Source organism: Paenibacillus lutimineralis (genome assembly GCF_003991425.1).
Classification (GTDB): Bacteria; Bacillota; Bacilli; order Paenibacillales; family Paenibacillaceae; genus Fontibacillus; species Fontibacillus lutimineralis.
On record NZ_CP034346.1, the window covers coordinates 3109212 to 3130683 of the forward strand.

At 46.3% G+C, this 21472-nt stretch carries 31 protein-coding genes; 29 read left to right on the forward strand and 2 right to left on the reverse strand.

Features of this window, described 5'->3' with window-relative positions; all coding sequences use genetic code 11:
- Window positions 1–4 precede the first annotated feature (4 nt).
- The 24 genes from EI981_RS13390 to EI981_RS29240 all read left to right on the forward strand — a co-directional run bounded on the left by EI981_RS13390 (window position 5) and on the right by EI981_RS29240 (window position 17059).
- Window positions 5–1069 carry a hypothetical protein gene (locus tag EI981_RS13390; protein WP_126998900.1) on the forward strand — a complete coding sequence of 355 codons (1065 nt, stop codon included), beginning with the start codon at window positions 5–7 and terminating at the stop codon, window positions 1067–1069.
- Between the two features lie 13 nt (window positions 1070–1082).
- The gene (locus EI981_RS13395; protein ID WP_126998902.1) at window positions 1083–1439 is read left to right on the forward strand and encodes a hypothetical protein; all 357 of its coding nucleotides are present in this window, start codon (window positions 1083–1085) and stop codon (window positions 1437–1439) included.
- The gene (locus EI981_RS13400) at window positions 1439–1828 is read left to right on the forward strand and encodes a hypothetical protein (protein WP_126998904.1); all 390 of its coding nucleotides are present in this window, start codon (window positions 1439–1441) and stop codon (window positions 1826–1828) included. The genes EI981_RS13395 and EI981_RS13400 overlap by 1 nt, the downstream gene beginning before the upstream one ends.
- A gap of 1 nt (window position 1829) precedes the next feature.
- Window positions 1830–2336, forward strand: coding sequence for a hypothetical protein (locus EI981_RS13405; RefSeq protein WP_126998906.1), 507 nt, complete (start codon window positions 1830–1832; stop codon window positions 2334–2336).
- Entirely contained in the window at window positions 2333–3169 is an 837-nt protein-coding gene (locus EI981_RS13410) for a hypothetical protein (RefSeq protein WP_126998908.1), read from the forward strand. The genes EI981_RS13405 and EI981_RS13410 overlap by 4 nt, the downstream gene beginning before the upstream one ends.
- A 9-nt stretch (window positions 3170–3178) precedes the next feature.
- Window positions 3179–3370, forward strand: a complete 192-nt coding sequence (locus tag EI981_RS13415; protein ID WP_126998910.1) for a YqzN/YkzM domain-containing protein — start codon at window positions 3179–3181, stop codon at window positions 3368–3370.
- Entirely contained in the window at window positions 3371–4828 is a 1458-nt protein-coding gene (locus tag EI981_RS13420) for a phage tail sheath family protein (protein ID WP_126998912.1), read from the forward strand.
- A gap of 25 nt (window positions 4829–4853) precedes the next feature.
- The gene (locus tag EI981_RS13425) at window positions 4854–5264 is read left to right on the forward strand and encodes a phage tail tube protein (protein ID WP_418789067.1); all 411 of its coding nucleotides are present in this window, start codon (window positions 4854–4856) and stop codon (window positions 5262–5264) included.
- 23 nt (window positions 5265–5287) lie between these two features.
- Window positions 5288–5719, forward strand: a complete 432-nt coding sequence (locus tag EI981_RS13430) for a phage tail assembly chaperone (RefSeq protein WP_126998916.1) — start codon at window positions 5288–5290, stop codon at window positions 5717–5719.
- A 183-nt stretch (window positions 5720–5902) separates the two neighbouring features.
- Window positions 5903–8452: a tape measure protein gene (locus EI981_RS13435; protein WP_126998918.1), complete on the forward strand. Its 2550-nt coding sequence runs from the start codon at window positions 5903–5905 to the stop codon at window positions 8450–8452.
- A 16-nt stretch (window positions 8453–8468) separates the two neighbouring features.
- A complete protein-coding gene (locus EI981_RS13440; protein WP_126998920.1) occupies window positions 8469–9119 on the forward strand; it encodes a LysM peptidoglycan-binding domain-containing protein in 651 nt (216 codons plus the stop codon).
- Window positions 9116–10246: an XkdQ/YqbQ family protein gene (locus EI981_RS13445; RefSeq protein ID WP_126998922.1), complete on the forward strand. Its 1131-nt coding sequence runs from the start codon at window positions 9116–9118 to the stop codon at window positions 10244–10246. Before EI981_RS13440 ends, EI981_RS13445 begins: the two co-directional genes overlap by 4 nt.
- 43 nt (window positions 10247–10289) lie before the next feature.
- The gene (locus tag EI981_RS13450) at window positions 10290–10655 is read left to right on the forward strand and encodes a DUF2577 domain-containing protein (protein WP_227011837.1); all 366 of its coding nucleotides are present in this window, start codon (window positions 10290–10292) and stop codon (window positions 10653–10655) included.
- On the forward strand, window positions 10648–11106 hold the full coding sequence (locus EI981_RS13455; RefSeq protein ID WP_418789056.1) for a DUF2634 domain-containing protein: 459 nt from the start codon (window positions 10648–10650) through the stop codon (window positions 11104–11106). The genes EI981_RS13450 and EI981_RS13455 overlap by 8 nt, the downstream gene beginning before the upstream one ends.
- Entirely contained in the window at window positions 11106–12224 is a 1119-nt protein-coding gene (locus EI981_RS13460; protein ID WP_126998928.1) for a baseplate J/gp47 family protein, read from the forward strand. The genes EI981_RS13455 and EI981_RS13460 overlap by 1 nt, the downstream gene beginning before the upstream one ends.
- Complete coding sequence (locus EI981_RS13465; protein WP_126998930.1) at window positions 12217–12795, forward strand: YmfQ family protein; 579 nt, start codon at window positions 12217–12219, stop codon at window positions 12793–12795. Before EI981_RS13460 ends, EI981_RS13465 begins: the two co-directional genes overlap by 8 nt.
- Window positions 12776–14137: a phage tail protein gene (locus EI981_RS29590; RefSeq protein ID WP_227011838.1), complete on the forward strand. Its 1362-nt coding sequence runs from the start codon at window positions 12776–12778 to the stop codon at window positions 14135–14137. Before EI981_RS13465 ends, EI981_RS29590 begins: the two co-directional genes overlap by 20 nt.
- 14 nt (window positions 14138–14151) lie before the next feature.
- Entirely contained in the window at window positions 14152–14832 is a 681-nt protein-coding gene (locus EI981_RS13475) for a hypothetical protein (RefSeq protein WP_126998932.1), read from the forward strand.
- Between the two features lie 12 nt (window positions 14833–14844).
- Window positions 14845–15249, forward strand: coding sequence for a hypothetical protein (locus tag EI981_RS13480; protein WP_126998934.1), 405 nt, complete (start codon window positions 14845–14847; stop codon window positions 15247–15249).
- Window positions 15246–15386, forward strand: coding sequence for a hypothetical protein (locus EI981_RS29235; protein ID WP_193556462.1), 141 nt, complete (start codon window positions 15246–15248; stop codon window positions 15384–15386). The genes EI981_RS13480 and EI981_RS29235 overlap by 4 nt, the downstream gene beginning before the upstream one ends.
- Before the next feature lie 77 nt (window positions 15387–15463).
- On the forward strand, window positions 15464–15724 hold the full coding sequence (locus EI981_RS13485) for a hemolysin XhlA family protein (RefSeq protein ID WP_126998936.1): 261 nt from the start codon (window positions 15464–15466) through the stop codon (window positions 15722–15724).
- 1 nt (window position 15725) lies between these two features.
- Window positions 15726–16583 (forward strand): glycoside hydrolase family 25 protein, encoded by an 858-nt coding sequence (locus tag EI981_RS13490; protein WP_126998938.1) that lies wholly within the window; start codon window positions 15726–15728, stop codon window positions 16581–16583.
- Window positions 16583–16804: a phage holin gene (locus EI981_RS13495; protein WP_126998940.1), complete on the forward strand. Its 222-nt coding sequence runs from the start codon at window positions 16583–16585 to the stop codon at window positions 16802–16804. Before EI981_RS13490 ends, EI981_RS13495 begins: the two co-directional genes overlap by 1 nt.
- 102 nt (window positions 16805–16906) lie before the next feature.
- Window positions 16907–17059 (forward strand): hypothetical protein, encoded by a 153-nt coding sequence (locus EI981_RS29240; protein WP_193556463.1) that lies wholly within the window; start codon window positions 16907–16909, stop codon window positions 17057–17059.
- 615 nt (window positions 17060–17674) lie between these two features.
- Here the strand turns inward: EI981_RS29240 and EI981_RS13505 are convergent.
- Window positions 17675–17881 carry a hypothetical protein gene (locus EI981_RS13505; protein ID WP_126998942.1) on the reverse strand — a complete coding sequence of 69 codons (207 nt, stop codon included), beginning with the start codon at window positions 17879–17881 and terminating at the stop codon, window positions 17675–17677.
- Window positions 17882–18054: 173 nt separating this feature from the next.
- On the opposite strand from EI981_RS13505, the gene EI981_RS29245 reads away from it, so the two are divergent.
- Together EI981_RS29245 and EI981_RS13510 are read left to right on the forward strand one after the other, a co-directional pair.
- Entirely contained in the window at window positions 18055–18177 is a 123-nt protein-coding gene (locus EI981_RS29245; RefSeq protein WP_193556464.1) for a sporulation protein YjcZ, read from the forward strand.
- A gap of 294 nt (window positions 18178–18471) precedes the next feature.
- Complete coding sequence (locus EI981_RS13510; RefSeq protein WP_227011839.1) at window positions 18472–18861, forward strand: hypothetical protein; 390 nt, start codon at window positions 18472–18474, stop codon at window positions 18859–18861.
- A 143-nt stretch (window positions 18862–19004) separates the two neighbouring features.
- Here the strand turns inward: EI981_RS13510 and EI981_RS13515 are convergent, their stop codons facing one another.
- Complete coding sequence (locus EI981_RS13515) at window positions 19005–19679, reverse strand: SOS response-associated peptidase (RefSeq protein ID WP_126998946.1); 675 nt, start codon at window positions 19677–19679, stop codon at window positions 19005–19007.
- A gap of 164 nt (window positions 19680–19843) precedes the next feature.
- Between EI981_RS13515 and EI981_RS13520 the strand changes: the two genes are divergently transcribed.
- The 3 genes from EI981_RS13520 to EI981_RS13530 all read left to right on the forward strand — a co-directional run bounded on the left by EI981_RS13520 (window position 19844) and on the right by EI981_RS13530 (window position 21089).
- Window positions 19844–20125 carry a hypothetical protein gene (locus EI981_RS13520; RefSeq protein WP_193556465.1) on the forward strand — a complete coding sequence of 94 codons (282 nt, stop codon included), beginning with the start codon at window positions 19844–19846 and terminating at the stop codon, window positions 20123–20125.
- 12 nt (window positions 20126–20137) lie between these two features.
- On the forward strand, window positions 20138–20470 hold the full coding sequence (locus EI981_RS13525; RefSeq protein ID WP_126998948.1) for a YolD-like family protein: 333 nt from the start codon (window positions 20138–20140) through the stop codon (window positions 20468–20470).
- A 301-nt stretch (window positions 20471–20771) separates the two neighbouring features.
- A complete protein-coding gene (locus tag EI981_RS13530; RefSeq protein ID WP_126998950.1) occupies window positions 20772–21089 on the forward strand; it encodes a YerC/YecD family TrpR-related protein in 318 nt (105 codons plus the stop codon).
- Window positions 21090–21472 lie beyond the last annotated feature (383 nt).

A 21472-nucleotide genomic window follows, 5' to 3' on the forward strand; every position in this document is an offset into this window, starting at 1 on the left:
ACTGATGGCAAAATTTCATAGTGCTGAATCGATTAAGGCCGCACGTCGTCAAGGAACCGTTGAAACTACGGTTCCTTTTTTGTTGAACGGTAAACAGGAGGAAGTCACCAAGAAGATCGTTAACGGTGAAATGGAGACGTATGAGCTCGATAAGCCGATTGGTGAGATGCTCACATCCGAAAGTGTCCGTAAGGAACTGTTGCAGAAGGTTGTCCTGGATGTGGAGTTGGGGCGCGAAGAGGTTCCATTGTTGTATAAACTTATCTACGATACTATCTCAGATCCGAACTTCCCAAAGGAGTTTGAAGCAAAATGGGCGATGTACGGGGCTGTCATCTTCCTTGAACACTTGGAGGGTGAAGAAGTCAAATTCGGCAGCCTTAATGCAGAGGAGGGTCCGATTGCTCGGATTAAAGGTTATACAGCTGGATTTGAGTATACAAAGGAAATTCAATTGTTCAACCAGACTTTTAATTTTGAGGTGCTCAATAAGGCTTTTGGAGAAGCTCACAATGCGTTGCTGAACCACTTACATTTGGCACCGATCATTAAGTACGCTTATAAGGCAGCTAACAAGACTTCTCCAGCATATGTTGATGAGAAAGGAAAAGCACTATCTAATGCTACAAACTCTCATTTTGTCTTGTCGCTTCGTGAAACTCTGCGTAATGCTTTGCGTGATGCACGGACAGCTAAGCGTGCTGGAACAATCCTTTTGGCTAACTCAGCAGATCAGGAGGATATTGCTGATGCTTTGTCCAGTATTAACATTCAGGCCACCCCATACCGGGCTTTGTCAGGCATTTCAGACATCATCTTTTATGACGGATGGGAAGCGCCAGTTGGTAAGAAATCTTATGTTTACACAGGCGTACCTGCCGGCAAGGCTTATCTGATCCGTCCGAAACGCGGATTTAAGGAGCTTATTAAACAGGCTCTACAGATCCAGGCGACTATGGGTGACCTGACCCGTCTGGTGGAAGCTCAGATCGTTGGTGATGTATGGCGCGGGGTCTTTGCAGCGGTAGAAGAGAACGTCCAGGAGATCACTTTGCCTGGTAAAGCATAAGGCGGTGTATTAAATGGAACCATCAATTGCGCTTCGTGCCCGCTTGAGGAAGCTTCTTAACGAAGCCATCCCGGCTGGTGGCACCGAAGCAAATACCAATTTTCTTGACGCCGAGATCGATCTACTCCTGACGGAGGCGGACAGCCTACACGGCGCCGCTTCTGCCGGATGGATGGAAAAGGCCGGACTCCTGCAGGGCGACATTGAGGGTTATAGCAGCGGTACTGAGAAATACGACCTAACGTCGTTGAAAGACCGGCTCAGTCATGCGCTTGCTATGTCCAAACAATATTCCGATATGGAGGCTGATGCAGCTGGTAAGGATGCATCAGGGTTTATGATCCGCGTCTGTCCGCCGGAGGTGTTGTGATGGTAGTAACGGACTTTGTTGCTACACGACGTAAACACATTGCCTGGAATATATCGCAGAACCCGACGACGATCACCATCCACCGCAAGGAGAAGATCCGGAAGGGTGGCGGGTACGAGGAGAACGAAAAGGATCTTCCTCCCGTTACCGTCCGGATTTTTATCTCTCGCTCTCAGATACCGCAGAACATATCCGTTCTGGCCGGCACGAAGCAGACTGATAAAATGTACAGCCTGCTGGCCGACGAACATGCTGACATTAAAGCGGGTCCCAATGTAACAGATCGTTTCGAAGCTTTAGGCGAGACGTTCGAAGTCGTTTCCGTGCAACCGCAGGTTGTGCAGGGATTGACTGTTGGTTTTCAAGCGGATCTCGAAAGGGTGAAGTGATATGGGCGACTTTGGTCAAGGCGCAATCGAGTACATGAAGAGGAAGCAGGCAGGGATTTACGCTGTTGCAGACAATGTGGCAAGGGAAGCAGAAGGGTACATGAAATTAAACGCACCATGGAAGGATCGACTAGGTGGATCTGGAGCGAGAGGTGCTCTTCACACGGGGATTGAGATTAAGAATAAAGAAAAAGTTCTTGTATATTTAGCTCATGGTGTAAGGTACGGGAATTATTTGGAGGAAGGAACGCCTCCACATAAGATCAGAGCAAAAAATAAGAAAGTTCTTGCTATCCCTATAGAAACATGGAATAAGGATAAGCGCGGACCGGTGAATGATCATAAATCGAAGCAGTTGCCTAAGTTATCTAAGGATGGAAAATTCGTAATTTTAGGTAGATCAGTTAACCATCCTGGGACAAAGAAACGCCCAATTGTTCTGCCGACTGCGAAGAAGTACAAAATAAAATTGAGGGATAAACTCATCAAATGGTGGTTGACGCCATGAGAAACACTATTCGTGAAAAACTTCTCGCCGCCGTTCCCGAACTTAAGGACGTTTTTGAGCCACATTCAGCAGAGGAGAGCAGCCCCAAGCCATATGCTATTGTTCTTCAGGGGGATGATAGCGAAGAGTCTCCGTGGATCGGCTTCCGCCGTATCGTCGAGATCTGGCCATATGTATCCCGGTCTACCTTTGGCAAGGTGGATGCGTTGTCGGATAAGATAATCGCCGCCTTGGACAAACAATTGCTGACAACTGAAACCGGCGAGGTCTTTTCCTGCGTTTACCTCGGATCTGCTGGCCAGGACGTGGTTGACGAAGAATGGGATGCGATTACTCGAGGCATGCAATTTGCCGTCATGGCCTTGCAGCCAGTAGGGACTGATGGCCAGATCACAAGCGATCCTTGGGTGCCAGCCTTATCTGCATGGACTTCGAGTATTCTAGGGACGGATTGGGACATCTATAACGGTTTCTGGCCATTAGGCTACTTACGCCCTGCAGTGATGTGGAGAGTGACTAACGTTGAAATCAAGACATTAGCTTTTTCTAGCTACCAGGTTACTAAGCGATTTACTGCTCATGTCCTTGGGAATGAGAAGCAGCCGGAACATTCGGCGGTATTTTCCTTAGTAGCGGCATTAGGCAGCGCCATTAAGATCCCATTCGATCTTGCCGATCGGCGTTATCTGACAGTAGTGGATCCCAAGGCGAACATTGGGGCCGATGGGCTCCGAGAGGGGCAGATTACAGTGACGCTATCTCGAAGAGTCGCCCGCCCGCAAGAAGAGGTTCCACTGATCCGATCAGTGAATTACAAACCAAATATTAAGTAGGTGATGACTATGGCTGAAAAGCCAGATAAGAAAATCGAATCGAAGTACCCCGTTGTAGAGCTTCTGGTAAATGCTGAGGCTCTTTTTTCTGTTCGAGGGGAAGTTGTGATTGGGGCTCTGCATGGCCATAACGAGGTAGAATTTACAGTCAGCGAAGTGAAACGGCTTGTTGACCAGTTTTTGAAAAGGAAGGTGAACTAAGTGGCAGGAGGAAATTGGAGTCCGACAGATATGCCCGTGTTACCAGGGCTGTACATGAATTTCGTTGCTGCAGCTGGCACTGCTATCCAGCCTGGAGCTCGCGGCATTGTTGTTGCTGCTGTTAAAGCGCATTGGGGTCCGGTTGGGCAGTTTGTGGAGGTTTCAGACGAGGCCGCCATTAAAGAAATGTTTTCCGAGGGTGAGAACGGTGGTGCTACGGCATTTACGACGCTTTACCTAACCCTTTTGGGTGGGCCGAAGACGTTGCTAGCTTACCGGATTGCTTCGGATTCAGCAGCGGAAGCGACCATTTCCGTTAACAATACGGATTCAGTGACTGCTTTAAAACTCACTGCTAAGTATCCTGGTATCCGCGGCAATGATTTCAATGTCACGATCGCTGATAGCTTGGCGGTAAGTGGTACCAAGGAATTGAAGCTGTATGAAGGCACCAAACTACTTCGAACCTTTGCGATCGGTAACGGTGATGTAACGGCGGCGCTAGCTGCTATCAATGATGATGAAAGCAATAAATGGATTGTGGCAAGCAAAGTGGCAGATGGCACACTTACCGATGTATCGGGGCAATCCTTGACTGGTGGGGATAGCGGTATAGAAGGCATCACGAATGCCGACTATGTGGCCGCACTCGTCGCGTTCGAAGGGCAAGAATTTCATGTACTAACACTTGACGGGGTAACAGAGCCAGCATTGAGATCCAGTGTTGTTGCCTGGGTTAAACGCGTACGCAGCGAGGGCAAGGGTGTAATCGCTACTTTGGGCGGTATGGCATCGGAGGATACGGCTACCGATGCAGTCAGCAAGGCTGTGAACCGCAGTGCGGGCTGTAATCACGAAGGCATCGTCAATGTGGGCTCTGGCGCAGTTTTGGCGGATAAGGAGTATAGTTCGGCGCAGATAGCAGCCTGGGTAGCTGGTTTGATTGCAGGGCAATCTCTAAGTCAATCCACAACATATGCCGAGTCACCATTTGATGACGTAACTCGGCGCTGGACGCGTTCTGAGCAAGAGAAGGCTATTCGTAGCGGTGTATTTTTGCTCATCCACGACGGCCGCAAGGTCAAGGTACTACGGGGAATGAACACACTGACGACCTTACAGGTCGATCAGAATAACAGCTGGAAGAAGATTCGGACCATCAGGGTCATGGATGCGATTAATGGCGATCTGCAGAGGACGGCTGAAGATGTCTATATCGGTAAGGTTAACAACACGGAGGAAGGCCGACTTGCTTTGATCGGCGCCTGTAAGGAATATATGAGAACGTTGGCCCAGAGTAATGTTATTGAAGGGACCGGGTATGACGTTCTTCTTGATCCGGATTACTATGGCTCTTCTCCGGCCAAGAAGCCGGAACCTGACCAGGTATTCTTACGCTGGAACGCTCGTCTGACCGATGTAATGGAACAAATCTTCGGGACATTTTACGTTGAATAGAAGGGAGTGAGGCATAATGGCAGAAATGACAGGAATGGATCCTACCAGGGCGATACTTGGCACATTTGCCCAGGCTTTTATTGATGGGGAATGGCAGACTAACATCAACCACCTGGAAGCCAATGTAGAGATTGATAAACGGGAACTTAACTTGGTTGGTCACAACTGGGTACAGTTTAAAATCGGTGCTAAGCGAGGAACTGGAACCATTAGCGGGTACAAAGTATCGTCAAAAATGATTCAGCGTGATTTTGGTAAATTTGATATTATTTCCAAGCTTGACGACCCCGAAGCGTATGGTTTTGAGCGAGTCCGTTTAATCCGATGCATGCCAGATAGAGTGCAGCTCGCAAACTGGACAGCGGGTGAAGAAGTAACTGAGGAAACGGCATTCACATTTGAAGATTACGAGCTGCTTGACCCTATTGAAATTTAAAATTGAGAGGATGGACATATAAAATGGCAAACGAACAATTGAATGAACAGGAAATTCTGGACAGTCTCTTCGAGACGGCGACGAATCTGCCGGAAGAGACTGTTTTTATTAAGCGACTTTCTTTGCGTATTACGCTTCGCGGGCTGACTTCAAGCAAGGTGGATGCTATCCGTGAACGTTGTACGGTCCGGAAGACTACTAAAGGGCAGGCTATCGAGAAAGTTGATAGTGAACTGTTCAACGCTGCTTTGATAAAAGAAGCGACCGCTACTTTGGAAGTCAAGGGCTTGGAGCTTAGTGGCTGGGGTGACGATCGTTTGACGAGTCGCTTGAAGCTTTCCGGTGGCGAGGAAGTTGTTCGCCGGATGCTTCTGGCTGGAGAATTGGATGCTGTAGGTGATAAAGTCCTGGAGCTTTCCGGCTTTGGTGTTGACATTGCAGATATAAAAAACTAATACGCTCCGGGGGCACGACGACGATGCTGTATCACATGTGGGTGCGGCATCATTTGCGTCCCGGGGCTTTTTGGGCGTTGCCTAAAGGTGAGCGCACCTTGTTAATGGCTTTTACGCTTCATGAAATTGAGATGTTGAATAAACCAAAACCTGCTACGTCCGGAGATCGGAGAGGTGGTAAGCGTGGCAGATAACAAAGAGTTTTATCGCCTAGACCTTGTCATTGGCACATCGGGAGCGGAAGAAGCCGAGCGGACGGTACGAGCCCTAGATAAGCTACTGGAGCAGACAGAACGTCGAACGGCAGCACTAGGCAAAACCAAGATCGCACCGGAGGTAATCTTAACCGATAAAACATCGACCCCGGCAAAAAAGGTGATTTCTAAACTAGCCGAAGTGGATCAGACGGTCGCGAACCCAGAAGTGGTTCTTGCCGACAAGACAGCAACCCCGGCAAAAAAGGTAATAAGTAAGTTGGCCACGCTCGATACTACTCAGGCAAATCCGGAAGTCGATCTCGTTGATAAGACGGCATCACCAGCCAGTAAAATCAAGAGCAGAGTTGAGAGGATCAACCAAACAAAAGCCAAGCCAGAAGCTAAGTTGGTTGACAAGGTGTCAGGAGCTGCCAATAAAGTATCTAGCACATTAAGCGCTATGGCTCGTAAACCTTATAACATAGTTGTTAGAGTTAAGGATATGGCAACGGGAGTAATCAAAAAAATCACGAGCGCTCTGACTAGTCCTTTAGCAATGTTAGGTGTTGGTGGTGGTGTTGCTGGTGTTACTACCGTTGGACTTGACATGGTTATGCAGGAGCAAGGCATAACATCAGCATTTAAGGTCATGTTAGGAAGTGCTGAAGCAGCGGCGCAGCGCGTTCAGGAATTAACAGCTTTTGCCGGGAAGACTCCTTATAAGCGGGAAGAAATATATGAAGCTTCCCGTGTTCTGCAGGTTTTTACTGGTAATGCACTTTCTACCGGCGAAGGCTTGAAGATGGTCGGTGACATTGCAGCTGGAACCAAGCAAGAATTCGGTGACGTTGCCCTTTGGGTTGGCCGACTCTACGACGCTCTTAAATCAGGTCGTCCAGTAGGTGAAATGACTTCACGCTTGCAGGAGATGGGGGCAATCGGCGGGGATGCTAGAGCCGGCATTGAAGCCTTGGCCGAATCCGGATTGAAGATCGACAAGACATGGCCACTCGTCACTCAAGCCTTTGGCAAATTTGACGGCATGATGGAAGACATGTCCGGAAACCTTCAAAACCTCTTGCTTGGCACAAAATCCTTCTTTACTCAGAACGTAGTCAAACGTTGGGGATATGGTATCGAGAGTGCTCTTGGTCCAGCCCTTAAAAAGTTTCGGGAATGGCGTGGAGAAAACAAGGAAACCATTGCATCGATTGGTGAATGGTTCGAAGCCGCGGGTAAGAATGTGTCTACTTTTGTCCTGGATAAGGGACAACGGGCCTTTAAGATTCTTACCGACCTTGCGAATGATCCTGCCTTTCAGAATGCAGATTTTTTCGGGAAAGTCAAGATCGCATGGGATAAGATTATCACGGAACCGCTGGGAGAATGGTTGGCTAGCGAAGGTGCTAACAAGTTGACTGAGATGGCGTCGAAAATCGGAGACATTCTTGGCGGCGGAGCTCATGGCCTGATTATGGGAGGACTAGAAGTGCTTTCACCAAGCGGTGATGAGATAGTCAATGAGAACCCTTATGTTGAAGCTGGCAAACGAGCTGGGAAGGCTTTTTTCTCTTCTTTTATCGAAGCACTTGATCCTGGAGAGATTCTTAAAAGACTTGGAGAAGCAGGATTAAACATAAACAAGGACGCATTCACAGATCCTTCTTGGGGTAACACCATTAAAGCAGGTGTTTTTGATGTTATGGCCATCGCGGGTATTAGTTCAGTTGTAGGTTGGTTTGTTAAAAACTTCGGATGGCTAGGAAAGTTGTTACCTTCAGGAACAAGAGTAGCAGCAACTACTGCCGCAGCAGGGACTGCTGCTAGCACGGTAGCGAGTACAGCAACCGCAGCAACCGCAGCTGAAACTGCTGCAGGAGCACTTGGGTTATCAGCCTTAACCATATACGGCGGTTCTGCACTTTTGGCCGCTGGGGGTGGAATAGTTGCAGGCGAGGCAATGAATCAAGGTCTGGACAAAGTCACTGAATTACGAGAACAGAACACTCTACGTAAGGAGTCTATTGCTTCTAATTTGCCTAAACCTGAGGAAACGACCGATTGGGCCTGGGTAGATAATGACAAGCCTAAATGGTATGACTTCAAGAAGAAGTTTTGGAACTGGGTAGCCAATACCGAGATCGCCGGGGTTGACATGACGGATATCTTTGGGCAACCTGAATCGTTGACGAAGCAACCGACTATCAGTGAGTTTGCAAATTCCGAGTTCAACAAGTTCCCGGATGTATATAAACCTGTTCAGACTTACGATAAAGACTTGCTTCCTAATCTGCAGGCGTTTCCTACAGCTACGAACGAACCACAGCCAATTCAAATTCCAGAAGAGCAGATCGCTCAAATAGTCAATCCTCTAAATGAGCTGAAGCAGCAGATTGAGGTAAACATTACTATGTCGCCTGGTCTCGTCAATATGAATGTGACCAAGGAAGAGGTCTTGCCTGTTGAAGAAGTCGTGAGTCAAGTAGGACATAAAGTTAGAATGGCTATGTTAAACGCAGAAATTAACCTTAAATAGGAGGTCGACTCCCTAAATGAAGATCCATTTGATTGATTCGGCGGGAAATGAATTCATATTTCCTGTGAATCCAGAGGAATTAAAAATAGCTCGTAGCAAGGGGATTGAAACAGTCAATATTCTATCTTTGGGTGAGTTCGATTTTCCAAGTGGGGAGAGGGTGAAGGAAATCACCTTCTCTTCTTTTTTTCCTATTGAGCATGATTCGGGTTATTGTAATAGTCCTGACATACCTGACCCTATCGACGCTATGCAGATGCTGACGAAAATGACGGCTAGCAAACAACCGGTGAGGTTGATCATTACCGATACTCCGGTTAATGTATTGGTGCTTATCTCGGCCCATGATACAACATTTAAGGGTGGCGAGCCGGGGGACATATACTTTGACCTTACAGCTCGTACGTGGAGGCAGATGAAGGTCCATACCAAACTTGCTTCAGCATCGAAAACGACAGCTGCTAAGAAATCAACGACGTCTCGCACCGATACTAAAAAGACTCCTAAGACTTATACGGTTAAATCCGGAGATAGCCTATCGAAGATCGCCAAGATGGAGCTCGGTAGCAGTGCAAAGTGGCAGGCAATCTATAACTTGAATAAGAAGACGATAGGTAAAGATCCGAACAAGATCAAGCCTGGAATGAAGCTGGTGATGCCGACATGAGTTACGAGGTAGTTTATCAGGATAAATACTATTTACGGGAGTTGATCGAGAGCATCTCTCTGAAAGATTCCCTGGATCAAATTTCGTACCAGGCTGATATACGGCTAAAGGTCACTTCCGATTTTCCAGACTTGCAACCTGGTCAGCCCATCCGGGTTAGCGGTATCCCGTATGGTAAGAACAGTATGGTCTATCTACTAAACCCAGGTGTTGTATGGGATTGTGATAGTACCAACAGAGAGACTAAACACATGACAGTGACTGTGTACGATCGCACCATTTACTTAGCCAAGTCTGAGGATGAGTATCTATTACCTGCAGGGCAAACGGCAAGCCAACGGCTTAAGAAGTATGCTTCTGATTGGGGGATTAAGCTTTCGACGGTGCCGGATACCAAGACGAAGCTTAAGAAGGCCGTTTACCGTGCTCGCCCGATCTACAACATGCTCAATGCCGATCTGCAGGAGACGGTTAAATCCGGAGGGGATATGTACATTCCACGGATGACTCCGGCAGGTCTCGAGCTATTTAGGGTTGGAAGCAATAAGGATGTTTACGTCTTGGAGGCCATCGAGGAGACTACTCAAAGCCGTACTCTTGATGGGACAATCACCAAGGTCAAGGTGATTGGGACAGAAGACCGGAAAGAGAAGAAGAAATCTAAAAAGAAAGCCGGTAGTGGTAATGTTGAAATTCCGGATGGCATGACCCTTGAAGAAATAGGACGGTTGTACGGTGGCAAAGTTGATAAGAAATCGAAGAAAAAAGGTAAAAAGCCGAAGGTCAAAGCAGATTCGAAGGTTGAGCTTCCTAGCAAAATACTGGCCATCACAACTGGCCAGACTGATAAATTCGGTACTTTGCAGCGTATGGTTCAGGATGAGGACGTTAAAACGCCAGCGGCGGCCAAAAAACTTGGAGAATCAATGCTTAGCGGCGTGCAGGAGACGTTCACCGTTTCTGGCCCTGATCTCAATATTATTCGTGCCGGCGACGCTGTGATCTATAACAAAATGAATCTGATCGTAACAAGCGTTATTCACGACCTGGGCGAACCAGGTCATATGTCGCTCAATTTGGCATCACAAGAGTATGTCAGAAGGAGGTATTTCTTAAACTATGGCTGATATTGATCCGTTTCAAGCAATTGCAAGGGGAATAAGAGACCAGATGACGAAAAGCGCCGGCGCCGCCCTCTCTGGTATTCCAGCTGAGTTAGGCACAATCACGGAAACGGGACTGAAGCTCGATAATTTTAAGAATGAGATTCAGGATTACCTGGTAGCTGATTTTCTCACAACCCTTCATTTGCCGGCATTTTGGCTGATCGGGACAACCGTTCAACCCGATGCGGAGGACGAGCCTGTCGGAACTCCATCGCAGCGTACAAGATTCGATTTTGAGCCGACCTTGATCGAAGAGGTCAGGGTTAATCTTTCGGATGGACTGATGCCTGGGGAACGTGTTCTGGTGATTCCGACTAACGGCGGCGCAGATTTTGTTGTTATGTGTAGGGTGGTGAATGGCGGTGGCTAATCTATTTCCAGAGGGTATAGAAGAAGATTGGACAGTTGAACAGGGTGAAGTGGAGTCAAACGAAGAAGTGCCGTTTGGGCGAAGTTGGCGGTTTGATTTTACTGCAGGTGATTTTGTAATGACCCCAACCCGTAAGGTAGCCGCAGCTGATGAAACGGCAGCTTGGGTAATGTGGTGCCAGAAGGCTATCCGAACACCGCGATATAGACATCTGATCTATTCCAGGGGGCACGGCGAAGAATTCGACGATCTGATTGGCAAGGGATACAGCCGAGCTGTCATTGAGAGTGAGATCCAGCGGATTGTTACTGAGACATTAACTGTAGATCCGCGCACGGCTAATGTTGATGGGTTTACATTTGCCTGGTCCGGTGACGGCTGCCATTTCACTTGCAGAATACAGAACGTTCGAGAGGAAACTGATACCATTGAAGGGAGGGTGGAAACCTAATGGCGAATCTACCGTTATTCCTACAAAATCAAACCGAAGACGAAATTATGCAGCGCATGCTGGATCGAGTGCCCACAGATATCGATAAATCCGAGGGCTCTTTTATTTGGGATGCCCAGGCACCGGTTGCATTTTTATTATCCGAGGCTGCCATTTGGGCGCAACAGGTACTTGAACGGGGGTTCGCAAGTACAGCTTTTGGGGAATATCTTGATCTACGGGTAGCTGAGCATGGATTGACCCGGCGGGCTGCTGTTGCTGCAGTCGGGAATGTGCAGTTTACAGGGACACCAGGCAAAACTGTACCCGTTGGGACTGGGGTGGCCACGCCTGCAGATGAAGTGTCTGGCGAATCATCGATAGAGTATGTAACAGCTGCCGAGGTTACATTGAATGATGAAGGTGTAGGTGTAGCACCAATTCGAGCAGTTGTTCCGGGGAAAGCCGGGAATGTTCCTGCTGGGGTAATCGATGTTATGTCTACACCGATTAGTGGGATCTCGGCTGTGACAAATCTTGAACCCGTCACGGGTGGGGCGGATATTGAGTCGGACGAGTCACTTCTTGAACGATTCTATTCCCGAGTACGCAACCAAGGAACGAGTGGTAATAAGGCACAATACATCCAATGGGCTAATGAAGTTCCGGGCGTAGGTGGTGTTCAGGTCTCACCGCTCTGGAAAGGTCCCGGAACGGTTGGCATTTACTTGTTAGACATGGACAAGCGTGCTGCAAGTCCTGAGATCGTCCAGAATGCACAAGAGTATATTGATCCTACGATGGATGGTCAAGGGGAAGGACAAGCGCCTGCGGGTCCGATCGTGACGATCATGGCTGCAGAAGAAGTGCCTATTAATATATCTGTGCAGCTCACGCTTGCAGCTGGAGCAACACTTAACGATGTAAAAACGCAGATTGAGAGCGGGGTCACTGCCTATTTGAAACTGCTTGCTTTCGTTGATCTTCTCGTTAGGTTTACCCGTATTGCTGCCGTGCTGCTGGATATTCCGCCGATCATAGACTATTCAGATTTAATGGTTAACGGTGCGTCAGATATTAATATTCAGATTAGTCCGGGACAGGTTGCTGTTCTTGGGGCGGTGGAAGTGTATGAGTGATCTTAATATAAGCAGTCCCATGGGCAGAGAAATGTTCTCTTATATGCCCGCTTATTACGAGAACTCACGGGTTATTCGTGCAGATCTAAATTCTAAGGGTGCGGAGCTAGACGGACTTTACAAAGCACTTAATGAAACACTAGATCAATTCTTCGTCCGAACAGCGACTTGGGGACTGGACAGATGGGAATTGGAACTCGGCATCGCTATTGAAAATGGTAAACCGATAGAGCAACGCCGTGCAGTTGTGGAATCCAAGCTGCGCGGGGCTGGACAATTCTCCGGACGGCTCGTGAAGAACGTGGCCGAAGCTTACGATGGCGGAACCGTTGATGTATCATTTCAGCCTGCCGAGTGGAGCTTCACGATTAAGTTCGTGGATACGATCGGTGTCCCACCTAATCTAGATGATCTGAAGATGGTCATCGAGGAGATTAAGCCGGCGCATTTGAAGGTGGAGTATGAATTCAGCTACTTATTGCTTAGAGACATTCATGGGGTGATAACGCTCAACCAAATAGAACAGATACCATTAAGTAAATTTGCAGGAGGTGGTCCGATTGGCAAGTGAAACTCCTAACCTTGGGTTGCTGAAAAAAGACCCAACTGTAGACGGAAACGACACATTTAATATTAAGACCATGCTTAATGACAACTGGGATAAGATTGATGCTGCAATGGGCCAAGTCGATATTCCTGATGCTTCGCTGACGGTCAAAGGTAAAGTGCAACTTTCCAGCGCAACGGACAGCGCCGCCGAAGATCGGGCAGCGACCCCGAAGGCGGTCAAGGATGCAGCCTTTCAGGCGAAGTCCTACACTGATCAGCAGATTAGCCTGGTCACCGAGACAGGCATCCCGAAGCTGGTCAGCTACCCGTTGTTAGTGACGGCTACAGCCGACAATCAGAAGGTGTTCGAGATTCCGCTCGATCTGTTCGACGCCAACACTGACACTTTGCTAGTTGCGATTAACCGGGCAGTTTTGGACGCATCTCAGTACACCGTGACCAATACCGTCCGTGATGGAGCTGGACAGGTCACACAGCGGGCAAAGATCACTCTTCTATCTGGCGTGGCCGCAACGTCTGAGGTGACGATGGTCGTCCTGAAAAACGTCCCTATCGGCCCGGACGGCGCGATCAATGGCGCAGTGTTGGCTACAGGCAGCGTACCCATCAATCGGGTGGATGGACTTCAGGATAAGCTAGATCAGGCTTTTCAAGCTGGCAATGAGCGAAAAAAGGAAGTCGTGGACGCCCTCGTTGCCCTAGGAGTATCGGCGTCCACTTCGGATAGTTGGGACACGCTTATTAGTAAGATGGCCACCGTAATCAAAGCGACTGGTAATGCGGCAGTTGGGGATGTGTTGGCAGGGAAGACGTTTAGTAATGTATCAGGCAATTACTTAACAGGCACAATGCCCAATCTTGGCGCAGGCGGTACCATCACGCCGGGCATAGGTAACCAAACGAAAGCAGCCGGGTACTATAGTAGCGCGATAACGGTATTGGGGGATGCCGACCTTGTTCCAGGAAACATAAAGGCCGGAGTTGATATATTCGGGGTACTAGGTTCATTAAACCCGTCTATGTACGCAAATGGCACGCTCAGATCAGAAGAATATTTCAATAAAGGGTCAATCACTATATCAGGCCTCGCGTTCACTCCTGATTTGGTTTTCGCCACTCAGTGGAATGGAGACACGTTCTACAACGACATCCAACTCGTGATAAATGAGCAATACTTAGCTAACGGTAGAACTGGACGGGTGATATTTAGAGGGAGTACCAGTTATAACGCTCCCGCAGCTCGCTATGTAGTCCAAACCGAGCCAATAGCACCTGGAGGGATTTTTTTAATGGAAGTTGAGTATTCCGGTGTAGGATACCGCTGGTTAGCAATAAAACTATGAGGTGGTGAACACATATGACAAAAGGAATCACTTTACAAGAGATTGATACATCAGCTACAAGCCGTCTTGTGATTAAGGACAGTGCCGGACGTGCTAAGGTTACCGCCCCTTCAGCTGCGGACGAGATCGCGCTCAAAAGCACAGTTGATAATGCGGTAGGTAATCTCTCAACCTTGCAAACAATCGACAAGAGCAACGTAGTAAAGGCAATCAATGAGCTTTTTACAAATGTCAGTAATGGGAAGTCTTCAATCGCTGCCGCTATTACTGGCAAAGGGGTAGCAGCATCAGGCAGCGATACATTTGACCAGTTGGCTGCTAAGATTGGACAGATTGTAATAGGAAAGAAGTATGCAAGCGGTCTGCTGACATCATCAATTAGCATGCAAAAGTTTTATTACTATGAAAATAATAATTCAAACAATTATTACACATTAATCATATCTGGGTTGGATTTTGTTCCTTCTTTTATTTTTTGCAAGTCTGCAAGTGACTATGCACGGCCAGGCGGTATATTATACTCAACAACATTACCAACAAGAGAATATCCAAATGCAAGAATCTCGATTGATTATTATTTGGGAGATTCGGGGCATCGTAACATGATTTGTAATTCAGATGTTTTGCTTGGGCCTAATTATGTGATGCCCACTCAAGACGGTAACAAATCGCATCATTGGTTTGCCATTGAGTAGAGGAGGATAAAAATGCAAGTAGGTAGAAAAATATATTGGGATAAAGCTACAGGTAATGTTCTTGTAGATACAGGGGAACGATCTGGAAGCGTACGCGAAACCACACAAGAAGAAGACTTTGCAGCATACCAGGCGCTTGCTGAGCGGGTACCGGATACAGTAGGCTGCTTGCAGCTAGAGTACGGACAGTATACTAGAGACTTCGCGGAGTGCAATAGTTATCGGGTTAATCTGGATACTTTAGAGTTGGAGTTTAGTTATCCAGGCCCGGGCGAGACGGAGCCAACGGAGCCAGTATATCGCAAGCCGTTAAGCGTTGAGGTGGACGAGCTGAAGGCAGCCGACATCGAGAACAAGCAAGCAATTGCAGAGCTAACGATGATGATCGCAGCCCCGGTGGGAGGTGATGGACGATGACATTCGATAAGAACAGCGGATTGGTTAAGGTTTGGGTCAGCCTGGTCATGGTAGGAACATACAAGATTGAACAAGTGCCAGCGCTGTATAATCTTAGGACAGTAGTAGCAGAAGTCGTTAACGGAACATCAGCTTAAAGCACGCTCAAACATGGAGCGTGCTATTTTTATGCCCTCGGGATACCGGGGGCTATTTGATTTAAGGGGGAAGGCGGATGGACGGGGGACAAACTGAAGTGATTCAACGGTTGGCGATAGTAGAAACGAAGGTGGACAACATGGACGAGAAGCTTGATAGAGCGATCACGGCCAATGAAACGGCAGTAGAAGCTCTATCATCGGCGCAATCGGCTCACCACCGATTGGACAAGATCGAGGACGCCCAGAAGTGGTTGTGGCGCACTATTGCGGCGTCGATCATTACGATTGTCGTCGGAGCTATTTTAACGGTAATTAAATTGCAAGGAGGGGCTTAACATGCAAGCACGTAAGTCAGGCAACGCACAGGGGATCGACGTATCACACTGGAACGGAACAATAGACTGGCCTAAAGTAGCGGCTAGCGGGATCTCCTTTGCTTTTATCAAGGCCACCCAGAACAGCGTTGACAAGAAGTTTCTTGAAAACGTTAAGGGGGCGAAAGCTGCCGGTCTTTTGATTGGCGCTTATCATTATTTGGATAACTCAGTTACTACGGCAGATGCTGCTAAGGCTGCAGCCAAGAAGTTCTATAAGGCAATCCAGTCAGCTGCAGTGGACTTTGATCTCCCTCCGGTACTGGATTATGAATCGAAATCAGGTAGCTTGAGCGTGGCTGGAGCTACTACGGTTGCAAAGGCTTTTCTAAGTGAAATTGAACGATTAACTGGAGTCAGGCCGCTCCTCTACACTTATCCGGCGTTCATTGGCAACTTCATCGGATTGAGCCAATACCCTCTCTGGATTGCAAGATATAGCACTCAAGCCCCTGTTGACGCATCCGGTTGGACTCGCTGGACATTCTGGCAATATAGCGACGGTCAAAGCGGAGGCAAGCTGCCTAATGGTTCGAGAATCGTAGGCGGGATTAATGGACAGGTGGATTTGAATGAATTCGATGGTTCCGTGGCTGAGCTGAGAAATAAATACGGTCCAAAGAAGGAGGAAGCAAAGGTGACTAAGCGAGATATTAACAAGGTCAGTTCATGGGCGGCTGAGGACTGGAAGGAAGCTACAGAAAACGGTTATTTTGATGGTAGTCGTCCAGGAGCGCCGATCACACGGGAGGAGGCGGCCATTGTGATTAATAGGCTGAGGAATAACTTCCTGAAGCAGAAGGGAGGCGACGTGCAGTGATGAACAAGAAAAGATGGCGTAACTACGCATTATGGGTCAGTATCGTATCACAGGTGTTATTGCTTTTGCAGCTTATTGGCCATTTGACAGGACTGTTTGACTTAACCGATGTAATGAAGCAGGACCTACTTACCGTGGCCGATGTGCTGCTTGGATTGTTGGCTACGCTCGGGATTATTTCTAATCCAACCAAGCCAGATAGCGGCGGGTATAACCTATAGTACAAGTATCTAATAAATAGACTATTTAATTGAAAGATGCCCAAACAGTTTATAGAAAATGGAATAGGATGGTGTGTACTTTAAATACAAGGAGGTAAGCGCATGGGATGTGAAGGTCTAGGCGGTGTAGAAGGTGTAGGCGAAGGCTATGGCGGTAGAGGTTTCAGCTGTGGCGGTGGATTATGGGGTTCAACTGGGGCGATTTTGGTTCTGTTCGTATTGCTTGTAATCATTTCAAGAGCCTTTATTTTTTAATTACTCTAGCTATTGGCTTGCTGGGTCCAATAATTAGGATACTGCATAAATGCGTGTGCAGACGCGCCGCCGCGCAGAGGAGCCCACTGACCTTGGTTGGTGGGCTTTTTTTCTTTATAAATGATGACTCACTATCATCTGAAAAATATGGTAGAATTTCGGTATACATAAGCAAGGGAGTTATTTATCAAAATGAGGCAAAAATCACGTTTCATGAAGCCGCTAACCTCCGACATACACTTTTACACCGCTCAGATGGATCGGTTACCTATCATAGTTTTTATCGCGGGGGAGCTTGTGGGAAGCGGGAAGATTGAGGATATAACAAAAAATAGCGTGAAGATCAGCGGCGAGCGGTATCTTCGCGAGAGTTGTACGTTTAAATACGCTAGTTAGAGAGGATAGTGATATATACTGATGCAAGAGGTCAATATAAAAAACCGGAAGGAACTCTTACATTAAATTTAGATCACCCAGATATGTGCCCACATTGTAGGATAATGACACAAAAATGCCTACATTCTAGCGGGAGACCTGTACTTATGTCGGCGGATAATGGCTCCGCCACAGTTTTGATTTCAAAAAAATCTCCTCTTGGCGAGGAGATTCAATAGATCAAATTAAGGCAATCGCGAGCAGCGTGAACAGGCTTAATGTTAAAATGGAGTTGCGAGTTCCGAAAGATCCGTCTCTTCGATCTGTCTCCATGTACACGTTATCACTATCCACTCTTACGATTCTTCCTTCGTGTATACATCCGTCTCTTGTCCAAATGCGGACTCTCTGGTTCATGCATCGCATGCAGTTATAATAGGCGCCCATCTCATCACCCCTTTCTTTGACAAAGCATCATATGAACGCGTTGGACAAAAGGTCACGGCAGTTATACCAAAGTAACTACTAAATAGACTTTATCATAAGGGAATAACGTCCAATCTCTGTTACAAAGAATTGAATAAGATGGTGTGTACTTTAATTCAAGGAGGTATGCACACATGGGCGAAGCAGTTGGCGGTGTAGGCTATGGTGGCTATGGAGGAGGACTATTTACATCAACAGCGGCAATTTTAGTACTCTTCATTCTGCTTGTTATCGTTTCAAAGACATTTCTATATTAATTACTCTAACTTGGTTGTTCCCAGAAATCAGGATATGATGTAATTACGTTAGCGGAAACACCGCAGCGCAATCCGAAAACATCGGTAAAAAAAGCTCCGTTGGCTAATGTTGGCGGAGCTTTTTTTAATTATTGATTAGAAATATCCTTATTAAGCTACCGAATTTGGCAGCGTTGAACTAACGAGCAGCATAGTGAAATGACTTGCTGTTGTTTATTTGTGAATTTATACAGGTGACCCCACATATAATGAAATTAGTCATTCGACTAGTTCTTAAGAATGTGGAGGTTAGAAATGGAGCGACAGACGATACCTCATCCAATTCTTTTGGAGGCAAGGCTAATTGCTTCGAATCAAATTTTATTGTCATATGATAAACGAACTGATTTAGCGTCAGCAACAAATGTTTCGAATTATTGGATTAGAAGTAATATGGGTCCTGTTGGTATCGCAAGCGTAGGAATGTCGGATGCACTAACAGCAGAGAACGCAATACGCCCCGATATGGCAATGATAACACCTGCTGACAATTCCATGATGAGATATGTCATGGGTTTCAGGGTAAATGCTATGCCTGGTATAATGTATACTGTACTCCCTTGTTTTGTTAACTTAGAAGGCATGACTGGGTATAGAGGAGAAAACTGGGCTCCTTTCAGCAGAAATATGTTTTTTGGCATGTAATTCAACCGTTGAACTTTCGAGGTCGGTTAGATTAAACTATATTTTCGCTGAATAACAAGTCAACTCGCCCAAATTAGAGAGAATATACGAACAAGACCACAATGGATAATCCTAAGTGGTCTTGTTTCATTTATGAAATTGGTTTAATGGCTTATTTCATTTAACAACTCCGCATAATTATTTCTTACGTTGCCAACTGCGGACGACACTGGGTAGGCTCGCATCTTATCTGCTTCATACGGAAGTAATAGTCTTAGTAGCGATGATACATCCGTATTCCCACGATCAAGCCACTCTGATTGGTCTTCCCGACGAAGGATCACCGGCATACGATTGTGTATCTCGGCCATGAGGCTATTTGGTTCAGTGGTGATTATCGTGCAAGTTGATAACTTGTTTCCTTCTGCGTCCGCCCATATATCGTAAAGGCCTGCAAAGGAAAAAAGGCTCTCACCCTTCAACGTAATTCTATAAGGCTGTTTCGATCCATTACGCTGCTGCCACTCATAAAACCCATCAGATGGGATCACACAACGTCGGGATGACAACAGGCGATTGAACGAAGGCTTTTCCATGATAGTCTCGGCGCGAGCGTTAATCATCTTGCTGCCGATTTTCGAATCTTTAGCCCAATTTGGGACGAGCCCCCAGCGCAGCTCTCCTAGCCTATTTCCATCCTTACCTTGAACAATGGCAGGAACATACTGCATTGGGGCCGCGTTATATATGGGTTTATAGTTTATATTTGTATTTTTATCGACGTAGTACTGTATCATTATGTCCTCGATAGGGGCCGTGATAGTAAAGCGTCCGCACATAATTATAACTCCTCAATAGTTATTACAGATATTATAATTACTCAATAATCTAAAATAAAGAATTCCCGCTTGCCTTTGATTGGTAGGTGGGCATTTTTACTATTGATCAAGATTATCCATAAGGCATATAATACAAACATATGTTCTTATATGGAGATGATGTCATGTTAAGTGATCTCGAACGAAAAGTGCTTCGAATTCTATTCAACTTCTCATCACAGAGGCACCGTATGCCGACTAAGCCTGAGTTAGAACGCACGACAGGCCGTCAATACCGAGATATTAAATCCGCTCTGGATGTGTTGGTCCAGCAGCATTATATCTTCTGGCCGGACAATCCCCGACTTGATACCATTGTCATCCTGGAGGGGTGGGAGAGGGATACATCTATGCCTAAACCCAAGCCAACAATAACCAGTAATTTAGATTACTGGACTAAGTATTAAGGGGGAATAGTTATGGCGGGCCTACTTGATGACGGGGGGATATGGGAGCGAAGCTTTATCTTGCCGGAACATAAGGAAGCAATGAAACGTCAAAGTCGGGAGGCAACAAGGAAGACAAGGCCGGTCCTGGATGTTCAAGAGTTGGAGCAGATCCAGCTGGTGTTGTCAGAATCGTTTCATGAGCATAAGCGAATCACGCTCCGATTGTATGATGAATATGAGGACGTAGAGATCAGCGGCATCGTGACAGTGATCCAAACATATCGTCGAGAGATCAAATTTGCCACAACTCCAGGGGAATGGCAGTGGATTAGGATAGATGATATTTTGGGTGTATATTTATAAGTTCAAGCAATTCACAGGAATAAGCCCACTGGCATTGGCTAGTGGGTGATTTAAAATTATTAATATGAATAGTGATGTATCCAAAAGAGGATATTATGACTGTTCAAATGATCACAAAAAAATCACATAAAAATCACGTTTTCTGCGGTAGAATATGAAAGCTGGCGATATAAAAATAGAATTATTCGAGGTGACGCACAATAAAATAACGATAAACGGCATTTGACGAAACTTGTCGAATGCTTATGCCTTATGTTATACATAGAGAGGGAACTTGTCATGACTCGAGGAGGGACTATTAATGCTTATTGATGAATTAAAAGGTAAAGCATTGGATGAATTTGTAGAAGGCATCCTAACTTTAGAGACAAAAGAGGAGTGCTATGCTTTCTTTGATGATCTATGTACTGTTAATGAAATAAAGACATTAGTCCAACGTTTTCAAGTTGCAAAAATGCTATATAACAATAATACGTACAGTAAGATTGAATCGGATGCAGGAGCGAGTACAGCTACCATCTCTCGTGTGAAAAGATCTCTGTACCACGGAAATAACAGCTATGAACTGATGTTCAGCCGCATGCATAACAACCCTGAGTCCAACAAGAAGACAGATTAAGCAAGCGGAAATTAGTATGAGGAATTTCTTAATATTGCAAACGGGATAAAACGCTTCCAAAATATATAATTTTGGTATAATAGGAAAGTATAGGGTTTTATTTCTTATAGATGAAAATTAGCGGAAAAAAGAGGAAAGTCGAACATGATTCTATCCGAATCGTGTTCGACTTTTTTATTGGTACCTTTGGTTACTTATTCTTCAAGTTCATTATATGAATAATTACGATGTTAATGATTGCGATCGAAGGTCTACAGTAGCATCGTCAGGCAGATTTTTTATCGCATTAAATATTGACAAAAAATAACATATTAAGGATAATAATTCTAATGGTAGAAAAAGGAGGGGTAGTGAAAATTCGACTGAATTGCAGAGCATTATTG